Origin of the sequence: Microbacterium sp. NC79, assembly GCF_019061125.1 — a bacterium.
GTDB lineage: Bacteria > Actinomycetota > Actinomycetes > Actinomycetales > Microbacteriaceae > Microbacterium.
Genome location: NZ_JAHQYI010000001.1, coordinates 1,462,956 through 1,489,456, shown reverse-complemented (window position 1 = coordinate 1,489,456; position 26,501 = coordinate 1,462,956). Strand labels below are relative to the sequence as shown.

Here is a 26,501-nt window from a genome sequence, read left to right as displayed (position 1 = left end):
GAAAAGGCCCCGAGAAATCGGGGCCTTTTCGCGTCTATTTGTAGTCGTCGAGAAGCTCGTCGAATGCGGCTTCATCTGCCTCGCTGATGGTGGGCCCGGTGACGACATAGATGTTGACGCCCTCCAGCGGTTCGCCGCTGCGCTTGTTCCAGTCTTCGCGATCCTTGCGGAAGGTGCCGTCTGCGTTGTCCATGCTCAAGTCAACGATCTGCACATACAGCGTGAAGTTGGCGTCATAGTCGCCCGTATAGAACTCCCAGATCACCTGTTCTGTCGGTTCGGCGGAACCATAGAGCTGTTCCAGCACCTTGTCATCGCGGTACCCGGGTTGCGTCAGCGAGTACAGCTCGTCATACCCGAACTCGTCCACCACGCTATTGATGCTGTTCACCACAGCGGTCTTATCGGAGACACCATGCACAGCCTCATTCGTCATCCACTTTTCACTCGTGTACGTGAAGAACCACGATTCCCCGCCATAACCATTGCGGATGGGGCGGCGCATGTCATCTGTGGGGTCTGTCCAGGTGAACCCGAAGTCCGTTGTGAGGCGTTCTCGCACGCTGAGAAGAAGCTCGTCGGCGTCCGCCTTGTACTCCTCAACGCTGGATGCGCCGATCAGGTAGACAGGCTCCTGGTCTTTGATGCCCGGGTACTTCTCCCAGAACTTCTGCTCGTCGCTCTTGAGGTTCTCGTAATTGCCGGTGTACGCGCTCGTGACGGCCCCAGCCGCACCGACCGTCGCGACGTTCATCAAGAGGCTGAGAGCGAGCGCACCTGAGGCCCACTTCCGGGCACCAGGGGTAAAGAGAGCGACAAGGATAAACGCCAGCACGGCGATCTGCACGGCAAGCATGTTAAAGCCGTAAAGGGTGTGGCTTCCGCCAACGTTCCACACAATGAGCAGCATGATGGCGAAAGCGATAGCGACGATGAGCGCCGCGCGTCCCATCCACACTCGCTTTTTCTTTGCATCAGCGGAACCACGAGGCGGCGTGGGAGCACCGGGTGGCAGTTGTGGCGTGCGGTTGCGCTGGGCACCGCGGTAACCACCGGGTGGTGGCACCGGGGGAGCGCCGTCGCTGTTGGCGACATACCGGTTCGAGGTCGCCTCGCCGGGAATCACCATGGCTTGTCCGTTTCGTAATCGTTCCACGGGTCGTCTTCGTCGCGGCCCATGTCATCGCGGTCGCGCTCACCCTGGCCAAGCCGCTGCTCAATTTCGTCGAGCTGCTCTTGACCTGGCCCTTGGTCGGTTTCCTGTTCGCCTGTGCCAGGGTCGGGCTGCTGCGGTTGCTCGCCCTCGGGGCCTTCTTGCTTCTGCTTTTGCTGTTCCTGCTTGTCTTGCAGGCGCTGTTCCATTTGTTCCCGCTGTGCGTTCATGTCGCGCTGGGGATCGCTCGAGTTCTGCTTCGACTTCTCTTCGTCGTCACAGTCTTTCGGGCCGCTCAGCAGATTGAGCAGGGCTTCGTCGTAGAGCTTCTTCGCGGCGTACGCGTCTCCCGCCTGGTCTTTCAGATCTCCCAATCTTTCGATCGTGATCGAGAGGTTGATGCGAACAGCGCATTCCTCCAGACCCGTCACCAGATCAAGCGCCTTCTCAAACTCTGCGCGCGCCGGAGCATATTGCGCATTTGCGGCGAGGCCAACCGCGTTGTTAAACGGCGCTTTGAACGGCTCGAAGATGTTTACCGGGTATTGCCACTGCGCGGCTCGTGACGTGCCGGAACCATCGCCCGTGATGAACGATGCAATAGCCATATGGGCGGCGGCGTACATACTAAAGATCTTCACGAGCAGGAGCACCACGACCAGCAGAACGGGAATACTGCCGAGCCCGATCCATTTGCGAATCCTGCGGCGCCGGCGATTGCCTTCCAAGATCGATGCGGCAGCACGCTGCTCTTCAGGAACGGACGGCTCAGCCACGTCATCGTCGACAAGCGTCATGCGCGGCTCCATTCGTCATCTGCACGCTGCTGTGCATCGGCTGTCGCTTTCAACCCGCGCAGCTGAGTAGTCAGCATGGTCGCCCGCAACAGTTCCCAAGCGATCAGAGCAGATACGGCGATCGCGAGAATCCAGGAGAGGTCGGACACACCGCCTGCGGTTTCTGAGTTCGTCAGCGTCATGGACGATGTCGGTGCAGGAGGGAAGTCCGCTGCGGTGCCTGCCACGCGCAGCTGCAGGGTGAGGCCGAGATCATCTGCGATCGTCTGCAGATTCTCGTCATCGATCACGGAGAGGGCAACTTCACCGTCGTACTCGATATAGGAATCATCGGGGGAGTCGGTTGCGTAACCGCTGGTGACCTTCATGGGGCCGCCCTGGGCGGTTCCGTATCCGAATACCGCGCCGCCGTCGGTCAGTTCGCGCGACGCGGCGAACGACTTCGGGGTACGGCTTGAGGTCTGTTCCCCGTCGCCGAAATAGAACACCATGCGTGAGCGGTCGTCGGCCGATTCGGCCGCAGTTGTCAAGACTCGCTCGAGAGTGGCTGCGGCGGCGCCAATGTCGGAACCACGGCTCACGCTGGTGGTCTCGGGTCGCATCACCGCAAGCGATGACATCACCGCACTGGAATCTGTTGTGAGCGGCAACCGGATTTCTGCAGCGCTCGCGAATGTGATGAGGGAGAACCGGGCGCCAGCGTATTGGGTGACCAGCTCTGCGATGTCTTCCCTGATGCCATTGATGCGTGGTTCCGCATCACCCCAGTCCTCAGCCACGATCGACGCCGTGGTGTCAACAACAAGGAAAATGTCGGTGTTGGTGGTGACTGTCTGGGTGGGGGTGCCGGTGATTCCGGGGCGCAACAGCATCACGAAGCACAGTGCGACCAGGAGCGCACGCGTGCCCCACAGGCCACGCTGCCGATGCGACTTCGCGGTGATGAGGGCGCGAACGACGATAAAGACGAGCGGCGCGAACAGCAACACCAGAAGGACGGGAGTGATGACGGGTTGGAAAGTCATAGCCTCACCCGCCACAGCACGAGAAGGAAAGCGACGGCAAGACCAGCCAGGAGCGTGATCCAGAGGTTGGGATCATCGGTCCAGACGATCTGCACATCACCCTGGAGCGCGGAGGCATCTTCTTCCTGCACCTTCTCAACGATGTCGCCGACCGTCGTGGTTCCGCGCAGCTCATACATCTCGCCACCCGTCGATGCGGCGGCCTCCCGCATCTCTTCAGTGAGGAGCGTACTGGCACCGGCCACCGGGTTGATGGCGAAGATCCGCACACCCTTGGACGTGGCGTACGCTGCCGCTTCAGGAAGCGTCACGATGCTGTCCCCGAGTTCTTCATTGTCGCTGGCAAAAATGATGGACCGGCTTCGCTCTTCGTCTTCATGGTCGAACCGCATCGCACACGCGGTGAGGCCGTCGCCAATGAGGGAAGAACCAGCGCCATTCATGGTGCCGACCCAGTACTCCGGCATCACATCCCAGCTGTCGAAGCTGTCACGCAAAGACTTGAGATGCGCTTTCACGAACTCGTAGTCATCGGTGAGCGGAAACACCTGCACGGGTGAAGCGTTGAAGATGGTGAGTCCGATGCGTTCGCCCTCAAAGTCGTCGACCAGTTCGAGGAAAGTGTCCAGGATTTCCATGTCGACCTCAGCCATGGAACCGGAGACGTCGAGGCACAGCATGATGTCACGGCTTGTGTTCACTGGCTGAATCGTTTGCGCCGCCATCGGGCGCGCTGCGGCAATTCCGCCGACACCCATTGCGACAATTCCGAGCGTCAGCGCTGCCGCGAGCGCAATACGTCGCCGTTTGATGGCGCGGGCGAAACTCGGAAGGCCGCGGAGCCGCTCGGCACGGGCGAGTGGTGCACCTGTACCCGCGCGGTGTCGCCGCGCGCGCGCCACTCCGAGCACAATTCCACCGCCGACGACCAGCACGATGACTCCGAGCATGACCCAGGGCACAAAAGCGAAATCTAGTACCACGATGACACCACCGCTCGAGCAGCGTTGGCGCCGGCAACCGGATCGATGACCATGTCTTTGCGGAAGATGCTGGGGTAATAGTGGCGCTGCAGCGCGTCAATAAGTGCCGGATGGACGCCGAGCTCTTGGAGATCGGTCAGCGACAGGACAGGCGCTTCCAAACCGGAGTACTCGTTGACGAACGCGCGCACCGCGGCGCTCAGCTGACGGTTTGCGGCCTTGGGCGCAAGAGCACCTTCGGTGTAGGCGTGCTCGATCTGATCGATGCGCGCTGCATACTCGTACCGCAGCTGCGTCAGCACGTCTGTGGTCACCGGAACATGGGGCTGAGTCGTCTCTTTGGGCGGCTTCTGCATGCGGGTAAACCACAGCACGAGTGCCCAGGCAACCAGAACGAGCGCAATGAGACCGATGGCGAGGGCCAGCCAGCCCCAGCCATATTGATATGGCGGATAGAACTCGTCAGGACCTTGCACGATCCCTCCGATCCAGCATGCGCAGGATGTCGCCAACGGCTTCGCTGCTATCGCGAATCGTCACGTGGCTGATGGCGTACTTTTCGAGCATTGCTCGACGTTCCTCTTCGTCACGTCTTTCTTCCGCGATCACCGCCTCGCGGAGGGTCGCGTCTCCGTGCACAAACTCGGGAACACCCCACCCGGTCACGACGTCACTGCGGGCAGCCTGACTTTTTTCTGCCAGAACCGGGTTGGCGTCGGTAACGGTCACCCACAGCATGTCGTGCTGCACACGAAGACGACGGATGAGCTGATCGGTGCGATCGGTGATCGGCGCTTCATCGGTGATGATGACGAGGATCATGCGGCGGGAGATGGTGGCAGCCACGTACTCCAGCAGCTTGTTGATGTTGCCTGCAGCGGATGCTTGGCTGGTGGCAGTTTGAATGGTGCGCAGAGCGCTTTCCAGCGCCGATTCAGTGCGGCCGCTCGCGCGGCGCTTTACTTTCTCGCTGTCGCCGTACACCAGACCGATGTCGTCACCGTGCGACACCGTGAGGTATCCGAGCACCCCCGCTGTGAGAAGCGCGAGTTCGTATTTGGGTTCTTCGTTTTCGGCGAGGGCGGCCATCGTGGCCCCGGTGTCGACAACGAACAGGACGGTGTGCATGCGGTCAGCGCGCATCCGCTTGACGAGAATCTCGTTGTGACGTGCCGATGCGCGCCAATCAATGTCGCGTACCTGGTCGCCGACCTGATACTCGCGGAGATCTTCAAAGTCAGATCCGCGGCCGCGCATCAGCGAAGCGTAGGCGCCGTCGAGCGGGTGCATCGAACGGCGCGCAGACGTGATGAAGAGCTTGCTCTTCACCTGCGTAATAAGGCTGGGCATGGCCGTTACGGGGTCGGCACAGCGGCAAAGATCGCGTCGATGATCTCTTCGCTGCGGATGTTCTCCGCTTGGGCTTCAAACGTGAGCAGCACGCGGTGGCGCAGTACGACGTGCCTGAGGGAACGAACGTCTTCCGGAACCACGTAGGAGCGACCGCTGAGGAGCGCGTATGCGCGGGCGGCCTGCAGGAAGGCAATCGAAGCGCGGGGGCTGGCACCGTACTTCAAGAAGCGCGCCTTCTCTTCGCCAATGTAGGGGGCCGGGTTTCGCGTCACGTAAACAAGCGACACGATGTAGTTGCGTACCGCAGGGTCCACATAAATGCGGCTCGCGACATCCTGCAGCATCTTCACGTCATCGAGGGACACCACGTGAGCAACGTGGCCTTCGGAACCGCGCCCCAGTACGCCGGAGTCGATGCGGTTGAGCACCTCAAGTTCCTCATTCGGGCTCGGGTACTCCACAATTTCCTTCAGCAGGAAGCGGTCCATTTGCGCTTCTGGCAGCTCATACGTGCCCTCCTGCTCAATGGGGTTTTGCGTCGCAATCACCAGGAATGGTTCCGGAAGCGGGTAGATCTCGCCACCGATGGTGGTCTGGTGCTCCTGCATGGCCTCGAGCATCGCGCTCTGCGTCTTGGCGCTTGAACGGTTGATCTCGTCGAGCAAAACAAAGTTTGCGTGCACGGGGCCCAGCACGGTGCGGAACGAGCCGGTGCTGTTGTCGTAAATCTGGTTGCCTGTGATGTCGCTGGGGAGGAGATCCGGCGTGCACTGAATGCGCTTGAATTGCGCTTGCACTGTCGCGGCCAGGGTGCTTGCCGCTGTCGTCTTTGCCAGGCCAGGCACAGACTCAAGCAGAATGTGACCATCGGCGATGAGCGCGATAAGCAGGCTCGTGCGCAGACGTTCTTGGCCCACCATTTTCGCGGAGTAGGTATCCGAAATCACCGTCAGAACCTTGGCGGCGGCTGCCATCTCCTGCTCGGTGGGTGCGGCGTGCGCAACATTCATTGTGTGTCCCCTCGGTGGGGGCAGGTCTGAAGAGCCCCCGCAGTTACCCTACCTGCGCACACCACAAATTCCGGCTCGATATTCGCTGAATGTGCAGAGTGAAAAGGGTGAGTGCCCGTGCGCGGTACCCTAGATTCATCGCCTATCTGGAGAACTCTGTGACCGAGAACACCCAGCCGTCCTTTCCTTGCGACGGTTTTGCACTCTTTTCCGACAAGTCGGTTATCGCCATGCGCGTAAACGGCGCGCAGAAAGACCTTGCAACGCAGGTCACTGCCGATGACACTGTCGAGCCGATTACGATCGACAGCGCCGACGGCCTCGCCATTCTCCGTCACTCCACTGCGCACATCATGGCGCAAGCCGTGCAGCGCCTGCGTCCGCAGTCGAACCTCGGCATTGGGCCGCCCATTATCGATGGCTTCTACTACGACTTCCAGGTCGACACCCCCTTCACGCCTGAAGACTTGAAGGCGATCACGAAGGAAATGCAGTCCATCGTTCGTGACGGCCAGCGTTTCGTGCGCCGCGTCGTGACCGACGATGAGGCGCGCGCCGAACTCGCGAACGAGCCGTTCAAGCTGGAACTCATCGGCCTGAAGGGCGGGGGAGCAGAAGCCGCTGAAGGTGCAAGCGTTGAGGTTGGCGAAGGCGAACTCACGATTTACGACAACGTCACCCGCAACGGTGAGACCGCGTGGAAAGACCTGTGCCGCGGCCCGCACGTGCCGAGCACCCGCATGGCTGGCAACGGCTGGGCGCTGACGCGCGTCGCTGCTGCGTACTGGCGCGGTTCGGAGAAGAACCCGCAGCTGCAGCGCATCTACGGAACCGCGTGGCCGTCGAAGGACGAATTGCGTGCATACCAGGAGCGCTTGGCTGAGGCCGAGCGTCGCGACCACCGCAAGCTCGGTGTCGAGATGGACCTGTTCTCGTTCCCAGACGAAATTGGTTCCGGCCTCGCGGTCTTCCACCCCAAGGGCGGCATCATCCGCTACGAGATCGAAGAGAACCTGCGCCGCCACCTGCTGCGCAACGGCTACGACGTGGTCAACTCTCCGCACATCACGAAGAAGGATCTGTTCCAGACCTCCGGTCACCTGCAGACCTACGCAGACGGCATGTTCCCCCCGATGCACCTCGATGAGGTCGTTGACGATGAGGGCAACATCACGCGTCAGGGCCAGGACTACTACCTGAAGCCGATGAACTGCCCGTTCCACAACCTGATCTTCCGCTCACGCGGACGCAGCTACCGTGAACTGCCGTTGCGTCTCGCGGAGTTCGGAACCGTGTACCGCTACGAAAAGAGCGGCACGCTATCGGGTCTGACGCGCGTGCGCGGCTTGACCCAGGACGACGCGCACATTTACGTGACGCAAGACCAGGTGCGCGAAGAACTCACCACGAACCTCAACCTCGTGCTTGAGTTGCTGCGTGACTACGGCCTGAATGACTTCTACCTTGAGCTGTCGACGAACGAAGTCGGCAACCCGAAGTTCCTCGGCGAGCCTGAGCAGTGGACCACGGCGATTGAGACGTTGCGTGAGGTCGCAGTCGAATCCGGTCTCGAGCTGGTTGACGACCTCGGCGGAGCAGCATTCTACGGCCCGAAGATTTCGGTACAGGCGCGTGACGCCATCGGTCGTACGTGGCAGATGTCGACGATCCAGCTGGACTTCAACCAGCCGGAGCGTTTCGAACTCGAATACACCGGCCCCGACGGCGCCAAGCACCGCCCAGTGATGATTCACCGCGCGTTGCTTGGCTCGGTTGAGCGTTTCTTCGCAATTCTGCTTGAGCACTACGCTGGCGACTTCCCGCTGTGGCTGGCACCGTCGCAGGTCGTCGGTGTTCCTGTCGCTGATGACTTTGCGCCCTACCTTGGCGACATCATCACGCAGCTGCGCGCAGCCGGCGTTCGTGCTGAGCTTGACCGCAGCGATGAGCGCATGCAGAAGAAGATCCGCAACCACACCACGTCCAAGGTTCCGCTGATCCTCATCGCCGGCGCCCAGGATCAAGAAGCCGGAACCGTATCGTTCCGTTTCCGTGATGGCTCCACGCGCAACGGTGTGCCGATCGCTGAGGCCGTCGAGCTGATTAAGCGTGCAATCGCGGATCACCGCGTCGTGCTGAACGAGGCAGATTTCGCATGACAAACGACGCTGAACTCACCTCGGCCGCGCACCTCGCTGGTGTTCCTGATGAGTTTCAGCGGCTGTGGACCCCGCACCGGATGGCGTACATCCAGGCGGGGCCACAGCCCCTCGTCGACGAGTGCCCGTTCTGCGCCGCACCGCATATGAGTGATGAGCACGGGCTCATCGTGCACCGCGGTACACACGCTTTCGTGCTGCTGAATCTGTTTCCGTATAACTCCGGACACCTGCTGGTGTGCCCGTACCGCCACATCGGCCTGTACGACGAGGCAACGCCGGAGGAAGTCGCGGAAATTGGCGCGCTCACGCAGACAGCGATGCGGGTGCTTCGGGGTGTCTCGAACTGTGATGGTTTCAACCTGGGCATGAACCAGGGTCGAGTGGCGGGCGCAGGCGTTGCCGCGCACCTACACCAGCACATCGTGCCGCGGTGGGAAACAGACGCAAACTTTTTCCCTATCATTGCCAAGACCAAGGCTTTGCCGCAGCTTCTCGGTGAGGTCCGCCAGGCCGTCGCTGACGCGTGGCCGAAGACCGAGTAGGACGAACTCATGACGCACCCCGATCAACCACAACATCCCGGGGTGCCGATTCCGCCCGCACCGCCGGTTCCGCCGCAGCCGCCTGTTCCCGCGCAGCCGCCGGTTCCGGCTCACCCTTCGGCGCCGCCGCAATATGGGCAGCAGCGGTATGGGCAACAGCCGTATGGGCAACAGCCATATGGATACGCTCAGCCGGGAGCATCGCAGGCTCCCGGTCAGCAGGGCTACCCTCAGCAGGGCTACCCTCAGCAGGGCTATCCGCAGCAGGGCTATGCGGCGATGCAACCTCCCGGTCAGAAAAAGCCTCGCACCGGCTTCGTCGTGACAATCGTCGTCGCAGGCATCGTGGTGGTCGCCGGTATCGCGGTAGCCGTGATGGCGGCGCTCGGAGTGTTCTCATCCCATGAGGCGGCGCCGATCATCGATGACACGCCGACGTCGGCCCCGACTGCGCAGGCAGAGCCAAGCGATGAGCCTATTGAAGCGTCGCCAGAGCCGACCGGTGATTCGGCTGCAGATCCGAGCGAAGCGCCCGTCATCGATGATTCACAGCTTGACCTGACTCCGCGTGACCCTGGCGAGCCTTTCGCTGACACGTCCGTGACGTGGAAGCCGGGTTCGCCTGAGGCATTCGCCGCGCGCGACAAGTTCTTTATCGACCAGCAACTCCCCATGGATGGCACGCTCCTCACGGCCACCACGATCGAACAACGCACGTTCATCGCACGGCAGCGCGCGCTCTTCACCGAGAATGGTGCCGAGTTGACACCGCAGATCGAAACCATCTATCTCGCGATGACGAGCGATGCCTGCGAAACAGCGATTCTGAACGCGCACAGTGTTGACGCCGCGACCTACGACAGCTTCATGACAACGTCTCCGCTGTTCAACGAGATTCTTGATGGGCTTGTGGGGGTAGAACGAGAAGCGGCCAGCCGAAACCTGGAAGAGGTCATGCTGTTTGGCATGTCGTACGTGTGTCCAGGTGACGTCAACGAGTGGAGCCTGATTTACGAGGAACGCTACGACGTGTTCCCGAAGATCTACTGACGCGCGATCGACGACGCCAGGTCATCCGCGAGCTGGCGTTGTTCTTCGTCGGTCAAATCATGCACGGTGAGGCGTACGTGTGTGCCGGAGCCGGGGGAGCGGTGCAGGGCGAATTCGTCTTCGGTGCGTGCGAGCCAACCCCGCTTCATGAGCTCGCGAACGACGGCGTCTGCTGACACTCCGGTGTTTACCCACAGGCTGATCGCCGAGAGCGCAGGTGCCGCGATGCCGCGCTCCACGAGAAGTGCGACGAAGGACGAGTTGCGCGCTGCATAGTGATCGGCCGCGTCAGCAACGATCTGCTGTGCCGATGAAGACGTGAGCTGGCTCAACGTCAGTCGCTGCAAAATGTGGCTCACCCAGGTGGTTCCTGGGCTCAACCGCATCGCGAGGCGTGACTGCGTGTGCGCATCTGTGGCAACAATCGCGAGTCCCATGTCGGGCCCGAGAAATTTCGACACCGAACGTACCAGCGCAAAGCGCTTGTGATCCGGGCCAATCAAAGACTGCGGAACCTCGCGAGCGAGCTTGGAGAAATGATCGTCTTCGATGATCAAGACGTACGGGTGCTCGGCGAGAATCGCACGAAGCTCGGCGGCGCGCGCCGGCGTCATGGTGACCCCTGTGGGGTTCTGGGCGCGTGGTGTCGCGACGATTGCTCGCACGCCATGGGCGAGAGCGTCACGCAGTCCATCGGGGGTGATGCCCTCGGCGTCAACGGGCATGCCGACAGCACGGTAGCCGCCGAGCTTGACGGTGTGAATGCTGGCGAGGAAGCACGGATCCTCAAGACCGACAGCGTCGTCGCGCACCAAGGCTCCGGCGAGGAGGCGCTCGATGGCATCGACAGCACCGCTTGTTACCGTGATCGCGATGTGTGCAGGCGCGAGGTCAGGAGCGCACCACTCGTGTGCCCATCGCTCGAGATCGGCGTCGATGGTGGGCTCGCCATACATCACGGGTCGATCGGCGAGCGCGGTGAGTGCGGGGGTCAGGGGCGGAATGAACGACGGATCAGGGTTTCCTGAACCCACGTCACGCAGCACAGTGCCGTGGGTGTAGCCATCTTGTGGCGAGAGAGCGGAACCAGTGACGCGCGTGCCGCCGCGGCCATGAGATGACGTCACACCGGCTTGCGAAAGGAGTCGATACGCGGCGACAGCGGTGTTGCGGTTGACGCCGAGGTGCTCGGCCAACGTGCGTACCGGGGGGAGGGCAGTGCCTGGCAGCAGCGTGCCACGATCCACCAACGTACGTACGCTCTCGGCAATCTCTGCCGCCGTGGTTCCGGTGATGTGTTGCGTCATGTTTACTCACGATGAGTCTAGGGTGCATGCGCGTGCTATGTTATGGCATAGGTCAAAGAAATCATTGACTGAACTTCGCGCTAGGAGCCATCCATGACTGAAACCACCACCGCCACGACGCGCGTTAAGCGCGGTCTCGCTGACATGCTGAAGGGTGGCGTCATCATGGACGTCGTGACGGCTGAGCAGGCGCGCATCGCTGAAGATGCCGGTGCTGTTGCCGTGATGGCCTTGGAGCGCGTGCCCGCCGATATCCGCGCGCAGGGTGGCGTTGCCCGTATGAGTGACCCCGACCTGATCGACTCGATCAAGGCGGAGGTTTCGATCCCGGTGATGGCGAAGGCGCGCATCGGTCACTTTGTGGAGGCGCAGGTGCTTGGCGCGCTTGGTGTCGACTACATCGACGAGTCTGAAGTGCTGTCGCCTGCCGACTACATCAACCACATCGACAAATGGCAGCACGAGGTTCCGTTCGTCTGCGGAGCAACCAACCTGGGCGAGGCGCTTCGTCGCATTACCGAGGGCGCGGCCATGATCCGCTCGAAGGGTGAAGCCGGAACAGGCGATGTGTCGGAGGCAACGAAGCACATCCGCACGATCAAGGCGGAGATCAACGCACTTCGCGCTAAGACGAAAGACGAGCTGTACGTTGCGGCGAAGGAGCTCCAGGCGCCGTACGACCTCGTCGCTGAGGTTGCCGCCACCGGAAAGCTCCCCGTGGTGTTGTTCGTCGCAGGCGGCGTCGCAACGCCAGCTGACGCTGCCATGATGATGCAACTTGGTGCTGACGGCGTGTTTGTTGGCTCAGGCATCTTCAAGTCGGGCAACCCGGCTGCGCGCGCTTCCGCGATCGTGAAGGCCACGACGTACTTCGATGACCCCAGCGTCATCGCCGACGTTTCGCGCGGCCTGGGAGAGGCGATGGTCGGCATCAACGTTTCTGACCTTGCCGCACCGCACCGCCTCGCCGAGCGCGGATGGTAACAACGACTGTCGGTGTGCTCGCGCTCCAGGGAGGAGTGAGCGAGCACACCGCAATGCTCGAGCAGGTCGGCGTACAAACGCTGCGCGTTCGCCGCGCTGAGGACCTGGACGGTATCGATGGGCTGGTGATTCCCGGCGGAGAATCGGGTGTCATCGATCGGCTGACCCGAATCTTCGGTCTGGCCGCACCGTTGCGCCTCGCTATCGCTGGCGGACTCCCGGTTCTCGGAACCTGTGCCGGGCTGATCATGTTGGCCGACCGTGTGGCGAACGCCGCACCAGGGCAGCAGACACTTGGCGGTCTCGATATCACGGTGGAACGCAACGCCTTTGGTTCACAACGCGACTCTTTTGACACGACGGTGAGCGTTGTCGGTGTCGGAAATATTGACGCATCATTCATTCGAGCACCGATCGTGACCGCGGTCGGAGACGGCGTCGACGTCATCGCCACCCTCCCGGATGGGCGGGTCGTGGGTGTGCGCTCGGGCGCGTTGATGGGGGTCTCTTTTCACCCCGAGGTTGCCGGCGACCCTCGCGTGCACGAGGCGTTTGTGCGGACAATCATCGGGAACGGGCGGAATTGATGATCTACGCGTAAACTGGACGGCGCAAGAAACGAGCGGAGAAACATGTCAGGGCATTCCAAATGGGCAACCACGAAGCACAAGAAAGCCGTCATTGACGCGCGCCGTGCAAAGTCGTGGGCAAAGCTCATCAAGAACATCGAGGTTGCAGCAAAGCTCGGCGGTGCCGACCTCGGCGGCAACCCCACGCTCTTTGACGCGGTGCTCAAGGCGAAGAAGACGTCGGTTCCGAAGGACAACATTGATCGCGCGATCAAGCGCGGCGCCGGCATCGGCGGCGAGGTCGTTGAGTACACCTCGATCATGTACGAAGCGTACGGTCCGAACGGCGTCGCCCTCATGGTCGAGTGTCTGACCGACAACAAGAACCGCGCAGCCGCTGAGGTCCGCACGGCCCTCAGCCGCAACGGTGCCACGCTGGCAGACCCTGGTTCCGTCGCTTACAACTTCGCCCGCAAGGGCGTCATCGAGGTTCCTGTTGAGGGCACCACGGAAGATGACGTCATGATGGCGGCTCTTGAGGCGGGTGCGGAAGAGATCACGAACGAAGGCGAAGCCTTTGAAATCATCACCGACCCCGCAGATCTCGTTGCAACCCGCACCGCACTGCAGGAGGCTGGGATTGAGTACAACAGCGCTGAAGCGCAGTTCGTACCGAACCTCAAGGTCGAAGTTGACGCGGAGACAGCTCGGAAGATTTTCCGTCTCATCGACGCGCTCGAAGACAGCGAGGACGTGCAAAACATCTACTCGAACTTTGACCTGACTCCCGAGGTGTTGGCCGAGCTTGAGGCCGATGACGAGTAGCCTCAGCGCGCCCCGCGACTAATGTCAGAGTGCTCACATACCGTTGGTGTGTGAGCACTCTGCGCGTTTTGGGGATCGACCCGGGACTAACCCGTTGCGGCGTCGGCATCGTCGACGTCAACCCCAACCGCACGGCTTCTCTTGTGCACGTCGGCGTGATTCGGTCATCGCCCGAAGACGAACCCGGCGTGCGCCTCGCCCTGATCGCGAAGGGCATTCGTCGGGTGCTCGACGACTTTTCGCCAGAAGCCGTCGCAGTCGAGCGCGTTTTTGCGCAACACAATAAGTCGACAGTCATGGCAACAGCCCAAGCATCAGGTGTCGCGCTCATGCTGGCCGCGGAACGCGGTATTCCTACTGCCACGCACACCCCGAGCGAGGTGAAAGCAGCCATCACCGGATACGGAAACGCCGAAAAGCTCCAGGTCCAGACGATGGTTGCACGCGTGTTGCGATTGGACGAGCTGCCGAAGCCAGCCGATGCGGCTGACGCGCTGGCGCTGGCTCTCTGCCACGCGTGGCGCCGTGGGCCGGTGGTCGCCGCCGCGAGTGGGGGAATGACCCCTGCGCAACGCGCCTGGGCAGAAGCTGCCAGGCGTTCGCGTCGAGCATGACTGATCGATGAACACGTTCGGAGTGTTGTCGAACATAACTACGATGCGCGCGTAGGGTGGAACCATGATCTCTTCTCTCCGAGGCCCCGTGCTGCACGCTGCGCTCGACAGCGTGATTATCGACGTGGGAGGGATGGGCTTTACGGTCGCCGTGCCGCCGGACGTCGCACGGACAGCACGTGTGGGCGAGACCCTGGCTCTGCACACACATTTGGTGGTTCGTGAAGATGCGTTGAGTCTCTATGGCTTCTTGGAACGCGAAGAGCTGAGCGTCTTCATCATCCTCATTTCGGTGACAGGCGTCGGGCCGAAGTCTGCCCTCGGCGTACTGTCGACGCTCACGGCCGACCAAATCGCCCAGGCAGTGGCCGATGACGACGACAAGCCGTTCCGCAAGGTTTCGGGGATCGGGCCGAAGACGGCGAAACTTATCGTGGTTCAGCTCGCTGGCAAGATTGCACCGCCCACCGCGGGCGCCGCACACGCCACTGGCATCGCGCCGAACGTCGCCGACCAGGTCACCGCGGCGCTCACCGGACTCGGATGGAACGAGCGCCTCGCGTCGGATGCCGTCGCCGCTGTCGCTGAGGAAGCAACCGATGGCGAGCGTGGCAGCGTGCAAGCCCTGCTTCGACGCGCTCTGGCAGCGCTGGGCCCGCAGGCGAGCCGATGACCGACGACATCAGCCCGGTTTCGCCCGCGGCGCACGACGATACCGAGCTTGCGATCGAAGGCGCGTTGCGCCCCGCGTCGCTCGATGACTTCATCGGCCAGCACAAGGTGCGCGGCCAGCTCGAGCTCCTGCTCGAAGCCGCGCGCATCCAGCACCGCACTCCCGACCACATTTTGCTTTCTGGCCCTCCCGGCCTCGGTAAGACGACGCTTGCGATGATCGTCGCGCACGAATCGAACCGGCCATTGCGGCTCTCATCGGGGCCGGCGATTCAGCACGCGGGCGATCTCGCTGCACTGTTGTCGAGTCTGACGCCTGGCGAGGTGCTCTTCATCGACGAGATTCACCGCATGGCGCGCTCAGCCGAAGAGATGCTCTATCTCGCGATGGAAGACTTCCGCATCGACATCATGGTCGGTAAGGGGGCAGGTGCGACGAGTATTCCGCTCGAACTTGCTCCGTTCACGCTTGTCGGCGCGACGACACGCTCCGGCATGTTGCCAAATCCGCTGCGGGACCGCTTCGGATTCACGGCGCACCTGGAGTATTACGATGCAAGCGAACTCGAGCAGGTCGTTGAGCGCTCATCCCTGGTGATTGGCGTGGATCTCGGCCCCGAGGCACGCGGCGAAATCGCCCGCCGTTCCCGCGGAACACCGCGTATCGCCAACCGGTTACTGCGGCGCGTACGCGACTACATGCTCGTTCACCGGGTGCCATCAGACATCGAAGCGGTCGCAGCGGCACTTGACCTTTACGATGTCGATGCGATTGGTCTTGACCGTCTCGACCGCGCCGTTTTAGAGGCACTGGTGCGCAAATTCCGGGGTGGTCCTGTCGGACTCTCCACGCTTTCTGTTGCAGTGGGCGAAGAAGCCGATACGGTGGAGAGTGTTGTTGAGCCATATCTGGTGAGAATCGGGTTCATGGGTCGCACACCTCGAGGACGAATCGCGATGCCCGAAGCTTACGCTCACCTCGGAGTCCCGCATTCCGACGGTGGTCTTCGCTTCGATGACTTATAATCGCTGAAGGTTTCTCAATACCCTCAAAGCCCGAAAGGCCCCTTTTCTGATGTCAGATCCCAGCAGCATTATCCTGCTCGTCCTCGCGGGCGCCCTCCTCGTCTTCATGATGTTCAACTCGCGCAAGCGCATGAAGAAGATGAAGGAAGAGCAGGAAGCCAAGCAGAGCCAGACGGTTCCCGGTGCTGAGGTTCTGCTGCAGAGCGGCATCTTCGGCACGATTGTGAGCTACGACCCGGAGAACCTTGACGCTCCGGCAGAGGTCGAGATCGCACCTGGCGTCGTCATCAAGGCGCACAGCCAGGCCATTCTCCGCGTTATTGAGCCCGTTGAGCAGGAGAGCTTCGACGCTCCCGCCATCGAAAGCATTAACGACGAGGCCACCATCGAGTCAACCGAAGAGACACGTCGTCGCCTCGAAAACAACGGCTAATACCTCACTGTGACCGCGCGCTCACGATGAGCGCTTGTGTAGAAAGCTGACCATTCGTGGCCACATCAACTCCTGTCCGGCACGCGTGGCGTGCGCTCATCGGACTCGTCGCTGTTATTGCGGTGCTCTTCGGCGTCAACGCCCTCGGCGTTTTCGTCTTCGAAAAGAGCTCATGGACCCCTGAGCTCGCGCTCGACCTGCAGGGCGGGACGCAGATCACGCTCTCCGCGCAGACGGAAGATGGGGCGGACCCCTCGCCAGAACAGCTGCAACAGGCTGTCGGCATTATCCGTCAGCGTGTCGACGCTTCCGGCGTCTCCGAATCGGAGATTCTCACCGAGGGTGGCCGCAACATCGTCGTTCAGGTTCCCGGAACCATCGACCAAGAAACCAGCGACCGCCTCGAAGCCAGCGCACAGATGACGTTGCGCCCCGTGCTTGCGGCCTCGCAGGGCGCGAACACCTTTATCGGCGAAGACGGAACCGAAACGCCGTACCCGTGGCCGACGCAGTCACTGGCAGCAACGCCGGCGACAGAGCCGACCAACGCTTCCGACTTGAACTGGGTGACGGAAGAACTCGCCGCACAGTTCAACGCATTCGACTGTGCTGCACCGCAGAACGACCCGTCGAAGGCAGATACGGACGCGGCGATGATCGCGTGTGACGCTGACGGCTTCACGAAGTACATCCTCGGCCCGGTTGAACTTGACGGTTCACACATTGATGACGCGACCAATGGCTACGACCAGCAGCGCGCGCAGTGGCTTGTGCAGCTCGACTTCGACGACGAGGGCACCAAGATCTTCGGCGAGATCAGCAAGCGGCTGGTGACCATGACCGGTTCGCAGCGTCAATTCGCGTTCGTGCTAGACGGTCTCGTGATCTCCGCACCTGAAATGCAGGCACAGATTCTTGACGGTCGCCCGTCGATCTCTGGCCCGACGTTGGATGCCGAAGGCACGAAGGCTCTTGCTGAGCAGCTGAAGTTCGGTGCATTGCCGTTGAGCTTTGAGACGCAGTCCAACTCGCAGATCTCGGCGACGCTTGGCACCCAGCAGCTGCAGATCGGTCTGATCGCCGCGTTGATTGGTCTCGCACTCGTCGCGCTGTACTCCCTGATCTCTTACCGTGCACTGGGTGTCGTGATCATCGCGTCACTCGCGGTGATGGCTGTCATCACATACATCACGCTGTGCATCCTGGCGTGGCGCATGGGCTTCCGCCTTTCGCTCGCCGGTGTGGCTGGTTTGATCGTCACGATCGGTTTCACCGCGGACTCGTTCATCGTGTACTTCGAACGTATTCGTGATGAGCTCCGCGATGGCAAGTCGGTAACCGCGGCTGTGGAAGACGGTTGGGACCGCGCCAAGCGCACGATCTACATCTCCAAGTCGATCAACGTGTTGGCAGCAGTGGTTCTCTACGTGCTCGCTGACTCGTCGGTGAAGGGCTTCGCTTTCACGCTGGGTCTGACCACCGTCATCGACGTATTGATCTTCATCCTGTTCACGCACCCCGTCATGCAGCTGCTTGCGCGCACCCGCTTCTTCGGTGGAGGACACCCGTTCTCCGGTATGAACGCGGAAGCACTCGGCGCTGTTTACCGTGAGCGTGCCCAGTTCAAGGCGGTTCCGACGACGGCTGCCAGCCGCGGTAAGGCCGCGAAGGATGCCAAGAGCCGTGGCGAAGCGCAGCGCCGTCAGACGATCGCTGAGCGCAAGGCTGCGGAGGCTTCCGCCGCCCGAAATGCCACCACGACGAAGGAAAGGAACGAAGACTAATGGGTGCTATGAGTCAACTCGGTAATGACCTGTACACCGGTGAACGCTCCGTTCCCTTCGTGCAGAAGCGCAAGTTGTGGTTCATCATCGCGGCAGCGCTCGTTCTCGCCTCGATCGCTGTGCTGTTCATCCGTGTTCCGCAGTTCTCAATTGAGTTCACGGGCGGATCCCAGTTCACCGTGTCGGGGGCGACGACCGCCGACGAATCCATTGCAGCGCAGGCAGATGCCCGCGACGCCGTGGTTAGCGTCGTTCCGGATGCCACCACCAAGGTGACCACCGTCGGTGGCACCGATATCCGCGTGCAGACGTCGCAGATGTCGCAGGAAGAGACACGACTGGTCTCGGCTTCGCTGGCTGACAAGTTCGGCGTTGAAGAGAGCACGGCCGTCACCGCGAGCTTCGTTGGCCCGTCATGGGGTGCAGACGTCACCAAGCAATCGCTGTGGGGCCTTGGCGTCTTCCTCGCTCTCGCGTTCCTGATTCTGGCGATCTACTTCCGCACCTGGAAGATGTCGCTGGCTGCGATCATCGGCCTTCTCGACGTTCTCATCATCACGCTCGGCATCTACGCAGCGTTCGGCTTTGAGATTTCTCCTGCCGCCGTCATCGGCTTCCTCACGATCCTCGGCTACTCGCTCTACGACACCACCGTCGTGTTCGACAAGATTCGAGAGACAACGTGGGAACAGGGTTCGGCCTCAACGCGCACGTTTGGTGAGTCGGTCAACCTCGGCGTTAACCAGACGCTCATCCGCTCCATTAACACCTCGATCGTGGCCGTGCTTCCCGTGGGAGCCATCCTCATCATCGGTGCGATGTGGATGGGTGCTCAGACGTTGAGCGACATTTCGCTGTCCATCACCGTGGGTATCATCGTGGCGGCATACTCGACGCTGTTTGTTGCGGCGCCGCTGTACTCGTTCCTGCGTGAGTCGGAGCCGGACATCCAGCGTCACGACGCGAAGGTGCTCGCTGCGCGCGAAGCTGCTTGATGCGCAGGTGCGGGCGTGCCCGCGCACTATGATGAGCTGAGATGTACCGGGGGAGGTGGAACGTATGACAGAGACAGTTCCTCCTGCCCCCGGTAATCACTCCAGCCTGCGCTGGATGGTTCCGCGCATCTTCTCCCGGTCGGTGCGACGCGACGATATGGAGCATTTGCTGCGTACCGTGCGTTCGCACCACCCGCGCGGTGATCTGACGATCATCGAGCGGGCATATGAAGTGGCTTCTCAGAAGCACGATGGCCAAAAGCGCCAGAGCGGTGAGCCCTACATCACCCACCCCGTAGCGGTGGCGCAGATTCTTGCTGAGCTGGGTCTTGGGCCGCGTGCCATCGCGGCGGCTTTGCTGCACGACACGGTGGAAGACACCGGGTACGCGCTCGAGGAGTTGCAGGCCGAGTTCGGTGACGAGGTTGCGCTTCTCGTTGACGGCGTCACCAAGCTTGACAAGGTCAAGTACGGCGAGAGTGCTCAGGCCGAGACCGTCCGCAAAATGATCATCGCGATGTCGAAAGACATTCGCGTGCTCATGATTAAGCTCGCTGACCGTCTACACAATGCGCGCACGTGGGGCTTCGTTCCCACGGAAAAGGCCGCCAAGAAGGCGACCGAGACACTTGAGATTTACGCGCCGCTCGCGCACCGCCTGGGTATCCAGACGGTAAAGAGCGAGCTGGAAGACCTGTCCTTTGCGGTCTTGCACCCGAAGATGTACGCCGAGATTGAGTCGCTCGTTAAACAGCGCACGCCGCAGCGCGAGCAGTATGTGAAGAGCGTCATCTCGGCCGTCGAGGAAGATCTTCGGGCGCAACGCATCAAGGGCAAGGTGGCGGGTAGGCCGAAGCAGTTGTATTCGGTCTACCAAAAGATGATTGTGCGTGGTCGTTCCTTCGACGACATTTACGATCTCATCGGTATTCGCGTCCTGGTTCCTACCGTGCGTGATTGCTACGCCGTTCTCGGTGCGTTGCACGCACGCTGGACGCCCCTGCCCGGTCGTTTCAAGGACTACATCGCCACCCCCAAGTTCAACCTGTATCAGTCATTGCACACGACCGTTATTGGCCCGGGCGGACGCACGGTCGAATTGCAGATTCGTACATACGAAATGCACCAGCAGGCCGAGTACGGTGTCGCTGCGCACTGGGCATACAAAGAGCGCATGGCAGGCAACGGTGCAGACACCAAGGCGACAGACGCTGATCTGGCCTGGGTCGCGCGCATCTCCGACTGGGGTGCAGAGACGGCTGACCCCGGTGAGTTCCTTGACTCGCTCCGTTTTGAAATCGGTGCGAAAGAGGTCTACGTCTTCACCCCGAAGGGACGAGTGATTGGGCTCCCGACCGGTGCCACACCCGTCGACTTCGCGTATGCCGTGCACACGGAGATTGGCCATCGCACCATGGGTGCCAAGGTCAACGGACGCCTGGTGCCGTTGGAGACGAAACTCAACTCGGGCGAGATCGTCGAGGTCTTCACCTCGAAAAACCCCGACGCTGGCCCCAGCCAAGACTGGCTGAACTTTGTCGCGTCGACACGCGCGCGCAATAAGATTCGTGGCTGGTTCACGAAGGAACGTCGTGAAGAAGCCATCGAGCAGGGTAAGGACGCGATCGCACGTGCGATGCGCCGCCAGAACCTGCCACTGCAACGCCTGATGAACCAGGACTCGTTCCTGGAAGTCGCACTGCAAATGCGCTACGAAGATGTCTCAGCGCTGTACGCGGCTGTCGGCGAAGGGCATATCTCCACCCAGTCGGTGCTGGAAAAGGTTGCGGCGATTGTCAACGCGAACGACACCGCTACCGGTCCCATCGAGATTCCAACCGTTGGCAAGTCGCGCGCGCCCCGCAACGGTGACTCCGGAATCCTCGTGCGCGGAGCACCCGATATTCTGGTGAAGCTCGCGAAGTGTTGCACCCCGGTACCTGGCGATGCGATTGTCGGCTTCGTCACCCGCGGCAGCGGCGTCAGCGTACACCGCGCCGACTGCAATAACGTGGCTGCACTGAAGCAGGATAAGGATCGCCTCATTGAGGTCGATTGGGCACCGACCACGAAGAGCGTCTTCATGGTGCAGATCCAGGTAGAAGCCCTGGATCGCTCCGGCTTGCTCTCAGACGTGACACGAGTGCTCTCGGAACACCACGTCAACATTTTGTCTGCGACCGTTCAGACCACGAACGATCGCCTTGCCCTGAGCCGTTTCGTATTCGAAATGGGCGACACCGTCCACCTGGATCGGGTTCTGAACGCGGTGCGCCGTATTGACGCGGTGTACGACGTCTATCGCGTCACCCAGTCGTAGCGGATTCACCGTCGGTAGCGAGCGCCTGGAGCAACAACAGCGCCTTTGGTACACCGGGTAGTTTCGTGTGCTGCAAACACCACGACACGGCGCCGGCAACGCCGCGCGGATGGTTGAAGATCATCAACCTGGTGACCGTCATGTCTCTCTCGCGCGCCAAATCAGCGATCGTGCGCTCAACACTCGTGACGGCAACATCGCCGAACCACACCAGGTCATCTTCACCGACGAAACCATCGCGGTAGACGACTCGCGCACGGGGCCCGACATTCACGCGGTGAGCTGTGGCACGCTGCGCGGTAATGGCCGCCGGGCATTCTGCCAGTGCGCCCCATACCCAGGCAGCGACGGCGTGCGTGGCAGCCATCGCAGGCGCCAGCATCGGTGCGAGCGAACGCGCACGCAGCCAGGGCGTCTCGGGTGCGTCTGTCGGCACGTAGCCCTCGCCGAGCGGAACCACGTCGCCGTCGAGTGCCGCGGCGGATAGCTCAGCCAAAGACAGCGGATGGCCAGGAAACTTCACTGCGCTACTCATGCGCCCAGTCTGAGCCAGCATGCGGCGCCGCACCGTGGTTCCGACCTATTCTGTGGACAAACCGGGGGAGGAGCCCTTCAGTGGAAAGAACAAGGGGTGCCACGCCTGCGCGTGACACCCCTTCGAAACGAATGACGACTTAGGCGCCGAGCGCCTTCAGCCACGCGCGGCGAGCGTCCAGCGCTTCCTTTGCGTCCTTGACGGCCTTCGCGTCGCCGGCCTTCTCAGCGGCAGCCAGCTCCGATTCCAGCTTCTCGATAGCGTCGAGCAACTGACGGCTCATGCCGTCGGCGCGAGCCTGCGTCTCCGGGTTGTTCTTCTTCCAATCAACGTCTTCGCGCGAGCGCAGTGCCTGCTCGATCTTGCGCATTTCGTCGTCGAGCTGGCGTTCCTTGTCACGCGGGAAGATGCGACCAACCTCGTCCCAGCGACGCTGGATGCCGGTGAGCAGCTGACGAGCCTTACGAAGGTCAGCCTCATCAGCGACAGCGGCCGCCTCAACGAGAAGCGCCTTGCGTGCTTCGATGAGGGGGAGGGACTCGGCCTGCTCAGCCGCATCACGCTCGGCGCGTGCGGCGTACAGGGCGTCACCTGCTGCCTTGAAACGAGCCCACAGGGCGTCGTCAACCTTGCGACCTGCGCGGCCTGACGTCTTCCACTCGTCAAGAAGCGAGCGGTAAGCGGCGATACCTTCTTCGCCACGCGATGCCAGAGCTTCGGCGCGCTCGACGAGCTTCGTCTTCGTCTGACGGGCACCCTTGTGAGTCTCGTCGAGCTGAGCGAAGAACTCGCGGCGGTGGCGCTCGACCGTGCTACGTGCGTTGCGGAAACGCTTCCACAGGTCATTTGCGGTGTTCTTGGGCAGACGCGGGCCGGTCTGCTGGTGTGCCTGCCACTCGTCGAACAGTGCGGAAAGCTCGGCAGAAGCCACCTTCCACTGCACCGTCTTCGGGTCGCGGGCGGCGAGAGCCTCGGCCTTTTCGACGAGCACCGTACGCTCTGCGATGGCGGCGTCGACAGCCTCGCGCTGGGCGCGCTGTTCTTCTTCGGTCGCGGCGCTCAGCGTTTCGGTCAGTGCCGCGATGCGTGCCACAAGGCCAGCGAGGTCGCCGACGGCAGCTGCGCCATCCAACTCCTTGCTGACGTGTGCGGCCTGCTGAGCCAGGTCAGCGGCCGAGGCGCCGCTACCGCGACGCTGCTCCAGGATGCGCACCTTGAACTCAAGCTCATCAAACTTACGCACGAAGTACGCGAGTGCTTCATCGGGAGTGCCGTCAGGGTACTCACCAACGACGCGCCACTCGCTACCTTCACGGACCGACACGACGCCAGCCTCGTCAACGCGACCCCATGGTTCCGCAGGAGCGGCGGGCGCAGCGGGCTTGGCAGGAGCCTTCGGTACCGGGCGCGGCATCGGCGCAGGCTTAGGCGCGGGAGTTGCCGTCTCGGCGGTTGCAGCAGGAGCAGCAGGCGCGGAAGAATCCGCAACCGCCGTCTCAACAGCGGGCGTCTGCTCTTCGGTAACAGCCTCGTTCGTCGTCACCTCCTGTTCGGGGGATTCGACAGTTTCAGCTGCGACCTCGGGGGTCGTTGCTTCTTCGTTGGTGGGCTCTGTGCTGGACACGTGATTCTCCTGACGCGGCGGCCGCCGTGGTGGAGTGGAAAGGACAGCAACAGCCTAGTACGCAGGGCAGAGTTCAGTTCAACCCTGGGCGAAACGTCGCACCGCGTGTTTCATTCGAAGAGACGGAACCACTGGTGCGGTGCCGTCATCGGTGACGCCTCCGGTGCCGGAATCGGCGAGCGTCCGAGGCCGTCGATAGCATGGGGGTATGACCTCGTCCGCTGCGCTTCATCAGGGCCAAACTCCGCTTGCTGTGAGAATGCGCCCCACGTCGCTCGACGAGGTCGCTGGCCAACAACACCTGCTGCGTCCGGGGTCACCCCTGGTGAAACTGGCTGATCGTGATGCGGCCCCCGGCGCCGTTTCGGTGATCCTGTGGGGTCCTCCAGGCACGGGCAAGACCACGCTCGCGCAGGCTATCGCCCGTTCCAGCGGTCGACGCTTCGTTGAGCTCAGTGCCATCACCGCCGGCGTGAAAGACGTTCGTGAGGTCATGCAAGACGCCATGACCCAGCGCGATCTTTACGGCGCCACCACGATCCTCTTCCTTGACGAGATTCACCGCTTCACGAAGGCACAACAAGACGCTCTGCTGCCAGGTGTGGAGAATGGCTGGGTCATTTTGATCGCCGCGACGACAGAGAACCCGTCATTCTCCGTCATTTCGCCGCTGTTGTCCCGTTCGCTCCTGTTGACGCTTGCTCCGCTGACAGATGAAGACCTCACGGTGCTTGTGCAGCGGGCAGTGAGCGATGTGCGCGGACTCAACGGCAAGGTGTCGCTCGAACCCGAAGCGTTGAACGCACTCGTGCATCTGGCCTCAGGCGATGCGCGTCGCGCTTTGACGGCGCTAGAAGCTGCGGCTGTCGTTGCCGGCGATGACAACGGTGAGGCGACCATCACAGCCGAGCACGTTTCGCAAGCGGTCGATCGTGCCCTGCTGCGCTATGACCGGCAGGGTGACGAACACTATGACGTCATCAGTGCGTTCATTAAGTCAATACGTGGTTCCGATGTCGACGCTGCAATCCACTACCTTGCGCGCATGATCGAGGCAGGCGAAGACCCCCGCTTTATCGCGCGTCGTCTCGTCATTTCTGCCGCTGAAGATATTGGCCTTGCCGACCCGCATGCGCTCGTGATTGCCGTTGCCGCGGCTGATGCGGTCGCTTTTATCGGTATGCCCGAGGGGCGTATTCCGCTTGCGGAAGCGACCGTCTACCTCGCCACCACGGCGAAGTCGAACGCCGCATATGTGGCAATCGACGCTGCCATTGCCGACGTGCGCGCCGGCGGCTTTGGCCGTGTACCCAAGCCCATCCGCGACGCCCACTATGCGGGGGCGAAACGACTCGGGCACGGTAAGGGCTACAAGTACCCGCACGACCATGAGGTCGGTGTGGTGTCGCAACAGTATTTGCCAGACGAACTCGTGGGCCGGCGTTATTACGAACCCAAGAACCTCGGGGCGGAGCGCGATGTTGCGGCGCGCCTCGAGCGCATCCGGCGCATTCTCGAGAGCTGATCATTTCGACAGCAGGTGCGCGTGACGCGACCTCCTCGTACGACGGGCGTTTCCCAGGCGCGCTTCCTGGTGTCTGGTAGCATTGACGCGGCTCGAACCAAGTTTTCGAGCATCTCCTTCCTCTCCACCACCACTGTGAGTGCCCCGGCGTGCGCACATAGTGGGCGAGGAAGCGGGGATACGCCCGTGAGTCATGAACGACGTGACCACGTCAGAAAGGAAGGGCCTTCGTGTCGACGAAGTCTCGTACCCGTAGCAAGGCGCGCCTGTCGCGCTCGCTCGGAATCCCGCTTACCCCCAAGGCTGCACGCATTCTTGAAAAGCGCGCATACGGCCCGGGTGAGCACGGCCGCACCAAGCGCAAGGCAGACAGCGACTACGCTGTTCGTCTTCGTGAGAAGCAGCGTCTTCGCGCCCAGTACGGCATCCGCGAGAAGCAGCTCCGCATCGCATTCAACGAGGCTCGCCGCGTTGATGGTCTGACCGGTGAAAACCTGGTCGAGATCCTCGAGGTGCGTCTTGACGCTCTCGTGCTGCGTGCAGGTTTTGCTCGCACCACGGCGCAGGCACGTCAGCTCGTCGTGCACCGCCACATCCTCGTTGACGGCCAGCTGGTTGACCGCCCCTCCTTCCGCGTGAAGCCGGGTCAGCTCATCCACGTCAAGGAGAAGAGCGAAGCTCTCGAACCGTTCCAGGTTGCAGCAGCCGGCGGTCACGCCGACGTTCTGCCCCCGGTTCCGGGTTACCTCGAGGTTCAGCTCGACAAGCTTCAGGCACGCCTTGTGCGCGCTCCGAAGCGCGCAGAGGTCCCCGTGACCTGTGAAGTTCAGCTCGTCGTCGAGTACTACGCAGCTCGCTAATCACAGCGCTTTTGGAGAGGCGTCGGGATTCCCGGCGCCTCTTCGCGTCTACGATGGAGACGTGCTGGTTTCCAGCGCCCCGACGACGAGGAACATGACATGAAGAACCTACGCTGGTTCGTGCTTGGCATCATCGGTGGTTTCGTTGCTGCCCACCTGATCAACAAGGATCCGCGTGGCCACGAACTTTTTGAACAGGTGGATGCGCGCATTACCGAGTTCACCGATCGCATGTCAGACGCCTATCGCGATCAGCAAAACACGCTTCATGCGATCGTAGAAGATGCCACAGCCTCCGTTGTGAGCGCCGCTGAGAGCGCACAGCAGACCAACTGATTCACCCGAGCTCACCG

At 61.8% G+C, this 26,501-nt stretch carries 26 protein-coding genes; 16 read left to right on the top strand and 10 right to left on the bottom strand.

The window, feature by feature from the left end:
* Nucleotides 1–34: 34 nt before the first annotated feature.
* Genes KTJ77_RS06700 through KTJ77_RS06670 form a run of 7 tightly spaced genes read right to left on the bottom strand, consistent with a single transcriptional unit; the run spans nucleotide 35 to nucleotide 6,321 of the window.
* Nucleotides 35–1,129, bottom strand: a complete 1,095-nt coding sequence (locus tag KTJ77_RS06700) for a hypothetical protein (RefSeq protein WP_217337667.1) — start codon at nucleotides 1,127–1,129, stop codon at nucleotides 35–37.
* Entirely contained in the window at nucleotides 1,123–1,950 is an 828-nt protein-coding gene (locus KTJ77_RS06695) for a hypothetical protein (protein WP_217337666.1), read from the bottom strand. The genes KTJ77_RS06700 and KTJ77_RS06695 overlap by 7 nt, the downstream gene beginning before the upstream one ends.
* On the bottom strand, nucleotides 1,947–2,975 hold the full coding sequence (locus tag KTJ77_RS06690; protein WP_217337665.1) for a VWA domain-containing protein: 1,029 nt from the start codon (nucleotides 2,973–2,975) through the stop codon (nucleotides 1,947–1,949). Before KTJ77_RS06690 ends, KTJ77_RS06695 begins: the two co-directional genes overlap by 4 nt.
* Entirely contained in the window at nucleotides 2,972–3,958 is a 987-nt protein-coding gene (locus KTJ77_RS06685) for a VWA domain-containing protein (RefSeq protein ID WP_367948849.1), read from the bottom strand. The genes KTJ77_RS06690 and KTJ77_RS06685 overlap by 4 nt, the downstream gene beginning before the upstream one ends.
* A complete protein-coding gene (locus KTJ77_RS06680; RefSeq protein ID WP_217337664.1) occupies nucleotides 3,949–4,434 on the bottom strand; it encodes a hypothetical protein in 486 nt (161 codons plus the stop codon). The genes KTJ77_RS06685 and KTJ77_RS06680 overlap by 10 nt, the downstream gene beginning before the upstream one ends.
* Entirely contained in the window at nucleotides 4,421–5,308 is an 888-nt protein-coding gene (locus tag KTJ77_RS06675) for a DUF58 domain-containing protein (RefSeq protein ID WP_217337663.1), read from the bottom strand. Before KTJ77_RS06675 ends, KTJ77_RS06680 begins: the two co-directional genes overlap by 14 nt.
* A 5-nt stretch (nucleotides 5,309–5,313) precedes the next feature.
* Complete coding sequence (locus KTJ77_RS06670) at nucleotides 5,314–6,321, bottom strand: MoxR family ATPase (RefSeq protein WP_217337662.1); 1,008 nt, start codon at nucleotides 6,319–6,321, stop codon at nucleotides 5,314–5,316.
* A 230-nt stretch (nucleotides 6,322–6,551) separates the two neighbouring features.
* Between KTJ77_RS06670 and thrS the strand changes: the two genes are divergently transcribed.
* The 3 genes from thrS to KTJ77_RS06655 are packed head-to-tail and all read left to right on the top strand — an operon-like array spanning nucleotide 6,552 to nucleotide 10,075.
* Nucleotides 6,552–8,480 carry a threonine--tRNA ligase gene (gene thrS, locus KTJ77_RS06665; protein ID WP_254367648.1) on the top strand — a complete coding sequence of 643 codons (1,929 nt, stop codon included), beginning with the start codon at nucleotides 6,552–6,554 and terminating at the stop codon, nucleotides 8,478–8,480.
* A complete protein-coding gene (locus KTJ77_RS06660) occupies nucleotides 8,477–9,025 on the top strand; it encodes an HIT domain-containing protein (protein WP_217337660.1) in 549 nt (182 codons plus the stop codon). Before thrS ends, KTJ77_RS06660 begins: the two co-directional genes overlap by 4 nt.
* Before the next feature lie 9 nt (nucleotides 9,026–9,034).
* Entirely contained in the window at nucleotides 9,035–10,075 is a 1,041-nt protein-coding gene (locus tag KTJ77_RS06655) for a hypothetical protein (RefSeq protein ID WP_217337659.1), read from the top strand.
* On the opposite strand, the gene KTJ77_RS06650 is transcribed toward KTJ77_RS06655, so the two are convergent.
* Complete coding sequence (locus tag KTJ77_RS06650) at nucleotides 10,069–11,382, bottom strand: aminotransferase class I/II-fold pyridoxal phosphate-dependent enzyme (RefSeq protein ID WP_217337658.1); 1,314 nt, start codon at nucleotides 11,380–11,382, stop codon at nucleotides 10,069–10,071. The two genes, KTJ77_RS06655 and KTJ77_RS06650, sit on opposite strands and share 7 nt — an antisense overlap.
* Before the next feature lie 93 nt (nucleotides 11,383–11,475).
* Between KTJ77_RS06650 and pdxS the strand changes: the two genes are divergently transcribed.
* From pdxS to KTJ77_RS06600, 10 genes are all read left to right on the top strand, one after another.
* Nucleotides 11,476–12,366 (top strand): pyridoxal 5'-phosphate synthase lyase subunit PdxS, encoded by an 891-nt coding sequence (pdxS, locus tag KTJ77_RS06645; protein ID WP_217337657.1) that lies wholly within the window; start codon nucleotides 11,476–11,478, stop codon nucleotides 12,364–12,366.
* A complete protein-coding gene (gene pdxT / locus KTJ77_RS06640) occupies nucleotides 12,360–12,953 on the top strand; it encodes a pyridoxal 5'-phosphate synthase glutaminase subunit PdxT (RefSeq protein WP_217337656.1) in 594 nt (197 codons plus the stop codon). Before pdxS ends, pdxT begins: the two co-directional genes overlap by 7 nt.
* A gap of 45 nt (nucleotides 12,954–12,998) precedes the next feature.
* Nucleotides 12,999–13,760, top strand: coding sequence for a YebC/PmpR family DNA-binding transcriptional regulator (locus KTJ77_RS06635; RefSeq protein WP_217337655.1), 762 nt, complete (start codon nucleotides 12,999–13,001; stop codon nucleotides 13,758–13,760).
* A gap of 50 nt (nucleotides 13,761–13,810) precedes the next feature.
* Nucleotides 13,811–14,374 carry a crossover junction endodeoxyribonuclease RuvC gene (gene ruvC / locus KTJ77_RS06630; protein ID WP_217337654.1) on the top strand — a complete coding sequence of 188 codons (564 nt, stop codon included), beginning with the start codon at nucleotides 13,811–13,813 and terminating at the stop codon, nucleotides 14,372–14,374.
* A gap of 64 nt (nucleotides 14,375–14,438) precedes the next feature.
* Complete coding sequence (gene ruvA, locus KTJ77_RS06625; RefSeq protein ID WP_217337653.1) at nucleotides 14,439–15,047, top strand: Holliday junction branch migration protein RuvA; 609 nt, start codon at nucleotides 14,439–14,441, stop codon at nucleotides 15,045–15,047.
* The gene (gene ruvB / locus KTJ77_RS06620; RefSeq protein WP_217337652.1) at nucleotides 15,044–16,072 is read left to right on the top strand and encodes a Holliday junction branch migration DNA helicase RuvB; all 1,029 of its coding nucleotides are present in this window, start codon (nucleotides 15,044–15,046) and stop codon (nucleotides 16,070–16,072) included. Before ruvA ends, ruvB begins: the two co-directional genes overlap by 4 nt.
* Before the next feature lie 49 nt (nucleotides 16,073–16,121).
* Nucleotides 16,122–16,505, top strand: a complete 384-nt coding sequence (gene yajC, locus KTJ77_RS06615; protein WP_217337651.1) for a preprotein translocase subunit YajC — start codon at nucleotides 16,122–16,124, stop codon at nucleotides 16,503–16,505.
* 56 nt (nucleotides 16,506–16,561) lie between these two features.
* Nucleotides 16,562–18,289, top strand: a complete 1,728-nt coding sequence (secD, locus tag KTJ77_RS06610) for a protein translocase subunit SecD (protein WP_217337650.1) — start codon at nucleotides 16,562–16,564, stop codon at nucleotides 18,287–18,289.
* On the top strand, nucleotides 18,289–19,284 hold the full coding sequence (gene secF, locus KTJ77_RS06605; RefSeq protein ID WP_217337649.1) for a protein translocase subunit SecF: 996 nt from the start codon (nucleotides 18,289–18,291) through the stop codon (nucleotides 19,282–19,284). The genes secD and secF overlap by 1 nt, the downstream gene beginning before the upstream one ends.
* A gap of 64 nt (nucleotides 19,285–19,348) precedes the next feature.
* Nucleotides 19,349–21,604 carry a bifunctional (p)ppGpp synthetase/guanosine-3',5'-bis(diphosphate) 3'-pyrophosphohydrolase gene (locus KTJ77_RS06600; RefSeq protein WP_217337648.1) on the top strand — a complete coding sequence of 752 codons (2,256 nt, stop codon included), beginning with the start codon at nucleotides 19,349–19,351 and terminating at the stop codon, nucleotides 21,602–21,604.
* Here the strand turns inward: KTJ77_RS06600 and KTJ77_RS06595 are convergent.
* Entirely contained in the window at nucleotides 21,591–22,139 is a 549-nt protein-coding gene (locus KTJ77_RS06595) for a hypothetical protein (RefSeq protein WP_217337647.1), read from the bottom strand. The two genes, KTJ77_RS06600 and KTJ77_RS06595, sit on opposite strands and share 14 nt — an antisense overlap.
* Nucleotides 22,140–22,278: 139 nt before the next feature.
* On the bottom strand, nucleotides 22,279–23,553 hold the full coding sequence (locus KTJ77_RS06590; protein ID WP_217338371.1) for a DUF349 domain-containing protein: 1,275 nt from the start codon (nucleotides 23,551–23,553) through the stop codon (nucleotides 22,279–22,281).
* A gap of 418 nt (nucleotides 23,554–23,971) precedes the next feature.
* Here KTJ77_RS06590 and KTJ77_RS06585 point away from each other — a divergent pair, with 418 nt between their 5' ends.
* The 3 genes from KTJ77_RS06585 (at nucleotide 23,972) to KTJ77_RS06575 (ending at nucleotide 26,484) form a co-directional block, all read left to right on the top strand.
* Nucleotides 23,972–25,288 carry a replication-associated recombination protein A gene (locus KTJ77_RS06585; protein WP_217337646.1) on the top strand — a complete coding sequence of 439 codons (1,317 nt, stop codon included), beginning with the start codon at nucleotides 23,972–23,974 and terminating at the stop codon, nucleotides 25,286–25,288.
* A gap of 230 nt (nucleotides 25,289–25,518) precedes the next feature.
* Nucleotides 25,519–26,148 carry a 30S ribosomal protein S4 gene (rpsD, locus tag KTJ77_RS06580; RefSeq protein WP_217337645.1) on the top strand — a complete coding sequence of 210 codons (630 nt, stop codon included), beginning with the start codon at nucleotides 25,519–25,521 and terminating at the stop codon, nucleotides 26,146–26,148.
* 99 nt (nucleotides 26,149–26,247) lie between these two features.
* Nucleotides 26,248–26,484, top strand: coding sequence for an ATPase (locus KTJ77_RS06575; RefSeq protein ID WP_217337644.1), 237 nt, complete (start codon nucleotides 26,248–26,250; stop codon nucleotides 26,482–26,484).
* Nucleotides 26,485–26,501 lie beyond the last annotated feature (17 nt).

What these genes read in the sequence shown, in the direction of transcription:
- KTJ77_RS06650 (WP_217337658.1), bottom strand. Translation starts at nt 11,382, where the DNA reads ATGACGCAACACATCACCGGAACCACGGCGGCAGAGATTGCCGAGAGC.
- KTJ77_RS06660 (WP_217337660.1), top strand. Translation starts at nt 8,477, where the DNA reads ATGACAAACGACGCTGAACTCACCTCGGCCGCGCACCTCGCTGGTGTT.
- KTJ77_RS06590 (WP_217338371.1), bottom strand. Translation starts at nt 23,553, where the DNA reads ATGCCGCGCCCGGTACCGAAGGCTCCTGCCAAGCCCGCTGCGCCCGCC.
- ruvB (WP_217337652.1), top strand. Translation starts at nt 15,044, where the DNA reads ATGACCGACGACATCAGCCCGGTTTCGCCCGCGGCGCACGACGATACC.
- KTJ77_RS06575 (WP_217337644.1), top strand. Translation starts at nt 26,248, where the DNA reads ATGAAGAACCTACGCTGGTTCGTGCTTGGCATCATCGGTGGTTTCGTT.
- KTJ77_RS06690 (WP_217337665.1), bottom strand. Translation starts at nt 2,975, where the DNA reads ATGACTTTCCAACCCGTCATCACTCCCGTCCTTCTGGTGTTGCTGTTC.
- thrS (WP_254367648.1), top strand. Translation starts at nt 6,552, where the DNA reads ATGCGCGTAAACGGCGCGCAGAAAGACCTTGCAACGCAGGTCACTGCC.
- KTJ77_RS06585 (WP_217337646.1), top strand. Translation starts at nt 23,972, where the DNA reads ATGACCTCGTCCGCTGCGCTTCATCAGGGCCAAACTCCGCTTGCTGTG.
- KTJ77_RS06695 (WP_217337666.1), bottom strand. Translation starts at nt 1,950, where the DNA reads ATGACGCTTGTCGACGATGACGTGGCTGAGCCGTCCGTTCCTGAAGAG.
- KTJ77_RS06670 (WP_217337662.1), bottom strand. Translation starts at nt 6,321, where the DNA reads ATGAATGTTGCGCACGCCGCACCCACCGAGCAGGAGATGGCAGCCGCC.
- secF (WP_217337649.1), top strand. Translation starts at nt 18,289, where the DNA reads ATGGGTGCTATGAGTCAACTCGGTAATGACCTGTACACCGGTGAACGC.
- pdxS (WP_217337657.1), top strand. Translation starts at nt 11,476, where the DNA reads ATGACTGAAACCACCACCGCCACGACGCGCGTTAAGCGCGGTCTCGCT.
- KTJ77_RS06635 (WP_217337655.1), top strand. Translation starts at nt 12,999, where the DNA reads ATGTCAGGGCATTCCAAATGGGCAACCACGAAGCACAAGAAAGCCGTC.
- KTJ77_RS06675 (WP_217337663.1), bottom strand. Translation starts at nt 5,308, where the DNA reads ATGCCCAGCCTTATTACGCAGGTGAAGAGCAAGCTCTTCATCACGTCT.
- KTJ77_RS06600 (WP_217337648.1), top strand. Translation starts at nt 19,349, where the DNA reads ATGACAGAGACAGTTCCTCCTGCCCCCGGTAATCACTCCAGCCTGCGC.
- KTJ77_RS06700 (WP_217337667.1), bottom strand. Translation starts at nt 1,129, where the DNA reads ATGGTGATTCCCGGCGAGGCGACCTCGAACCGGTATGTCGCCAACAGC.
- ruvA (WP_217337653.1), top strand. Translation starts at nt 14,439, where the DNA reads ATGATCTCTTCTCTCCGAGGCCCCGTGCTGCACGCTGCGCTCGACAGC.
- pdxT (WP_217337656.1), top strand. Translation starts at nt 12,360, where the DNA reads ATGGTAACAACGACTGTCGGTGTGCTCGCGCTCCAGGGAGGAGTGAGC.
- KTJ77_RS06595 (WP_217337647.1), bottom strand. Translation starts at nt 22,139, where the DNA reads ATGAGTAGCGCAGTGAAGTTTCCTGGCCATCCGCTGTCTTTGGCTGAG.
- yajC (WP_217337651.1), top strand. Translation starts at nt 16,122, where the DNA reads ATGTCAGATCCCAGCAGCATTATCCTGCTCGTCCTCGCGGGCGCCCTC.
- KTJ77_RS06655 (WP_217337659.1), top strand. Translation starts at nt 9,035, where the DNA reads ATGACGCACCCCGATCAACCACAACATCCCGGGGTGCCGATTCCGCCC.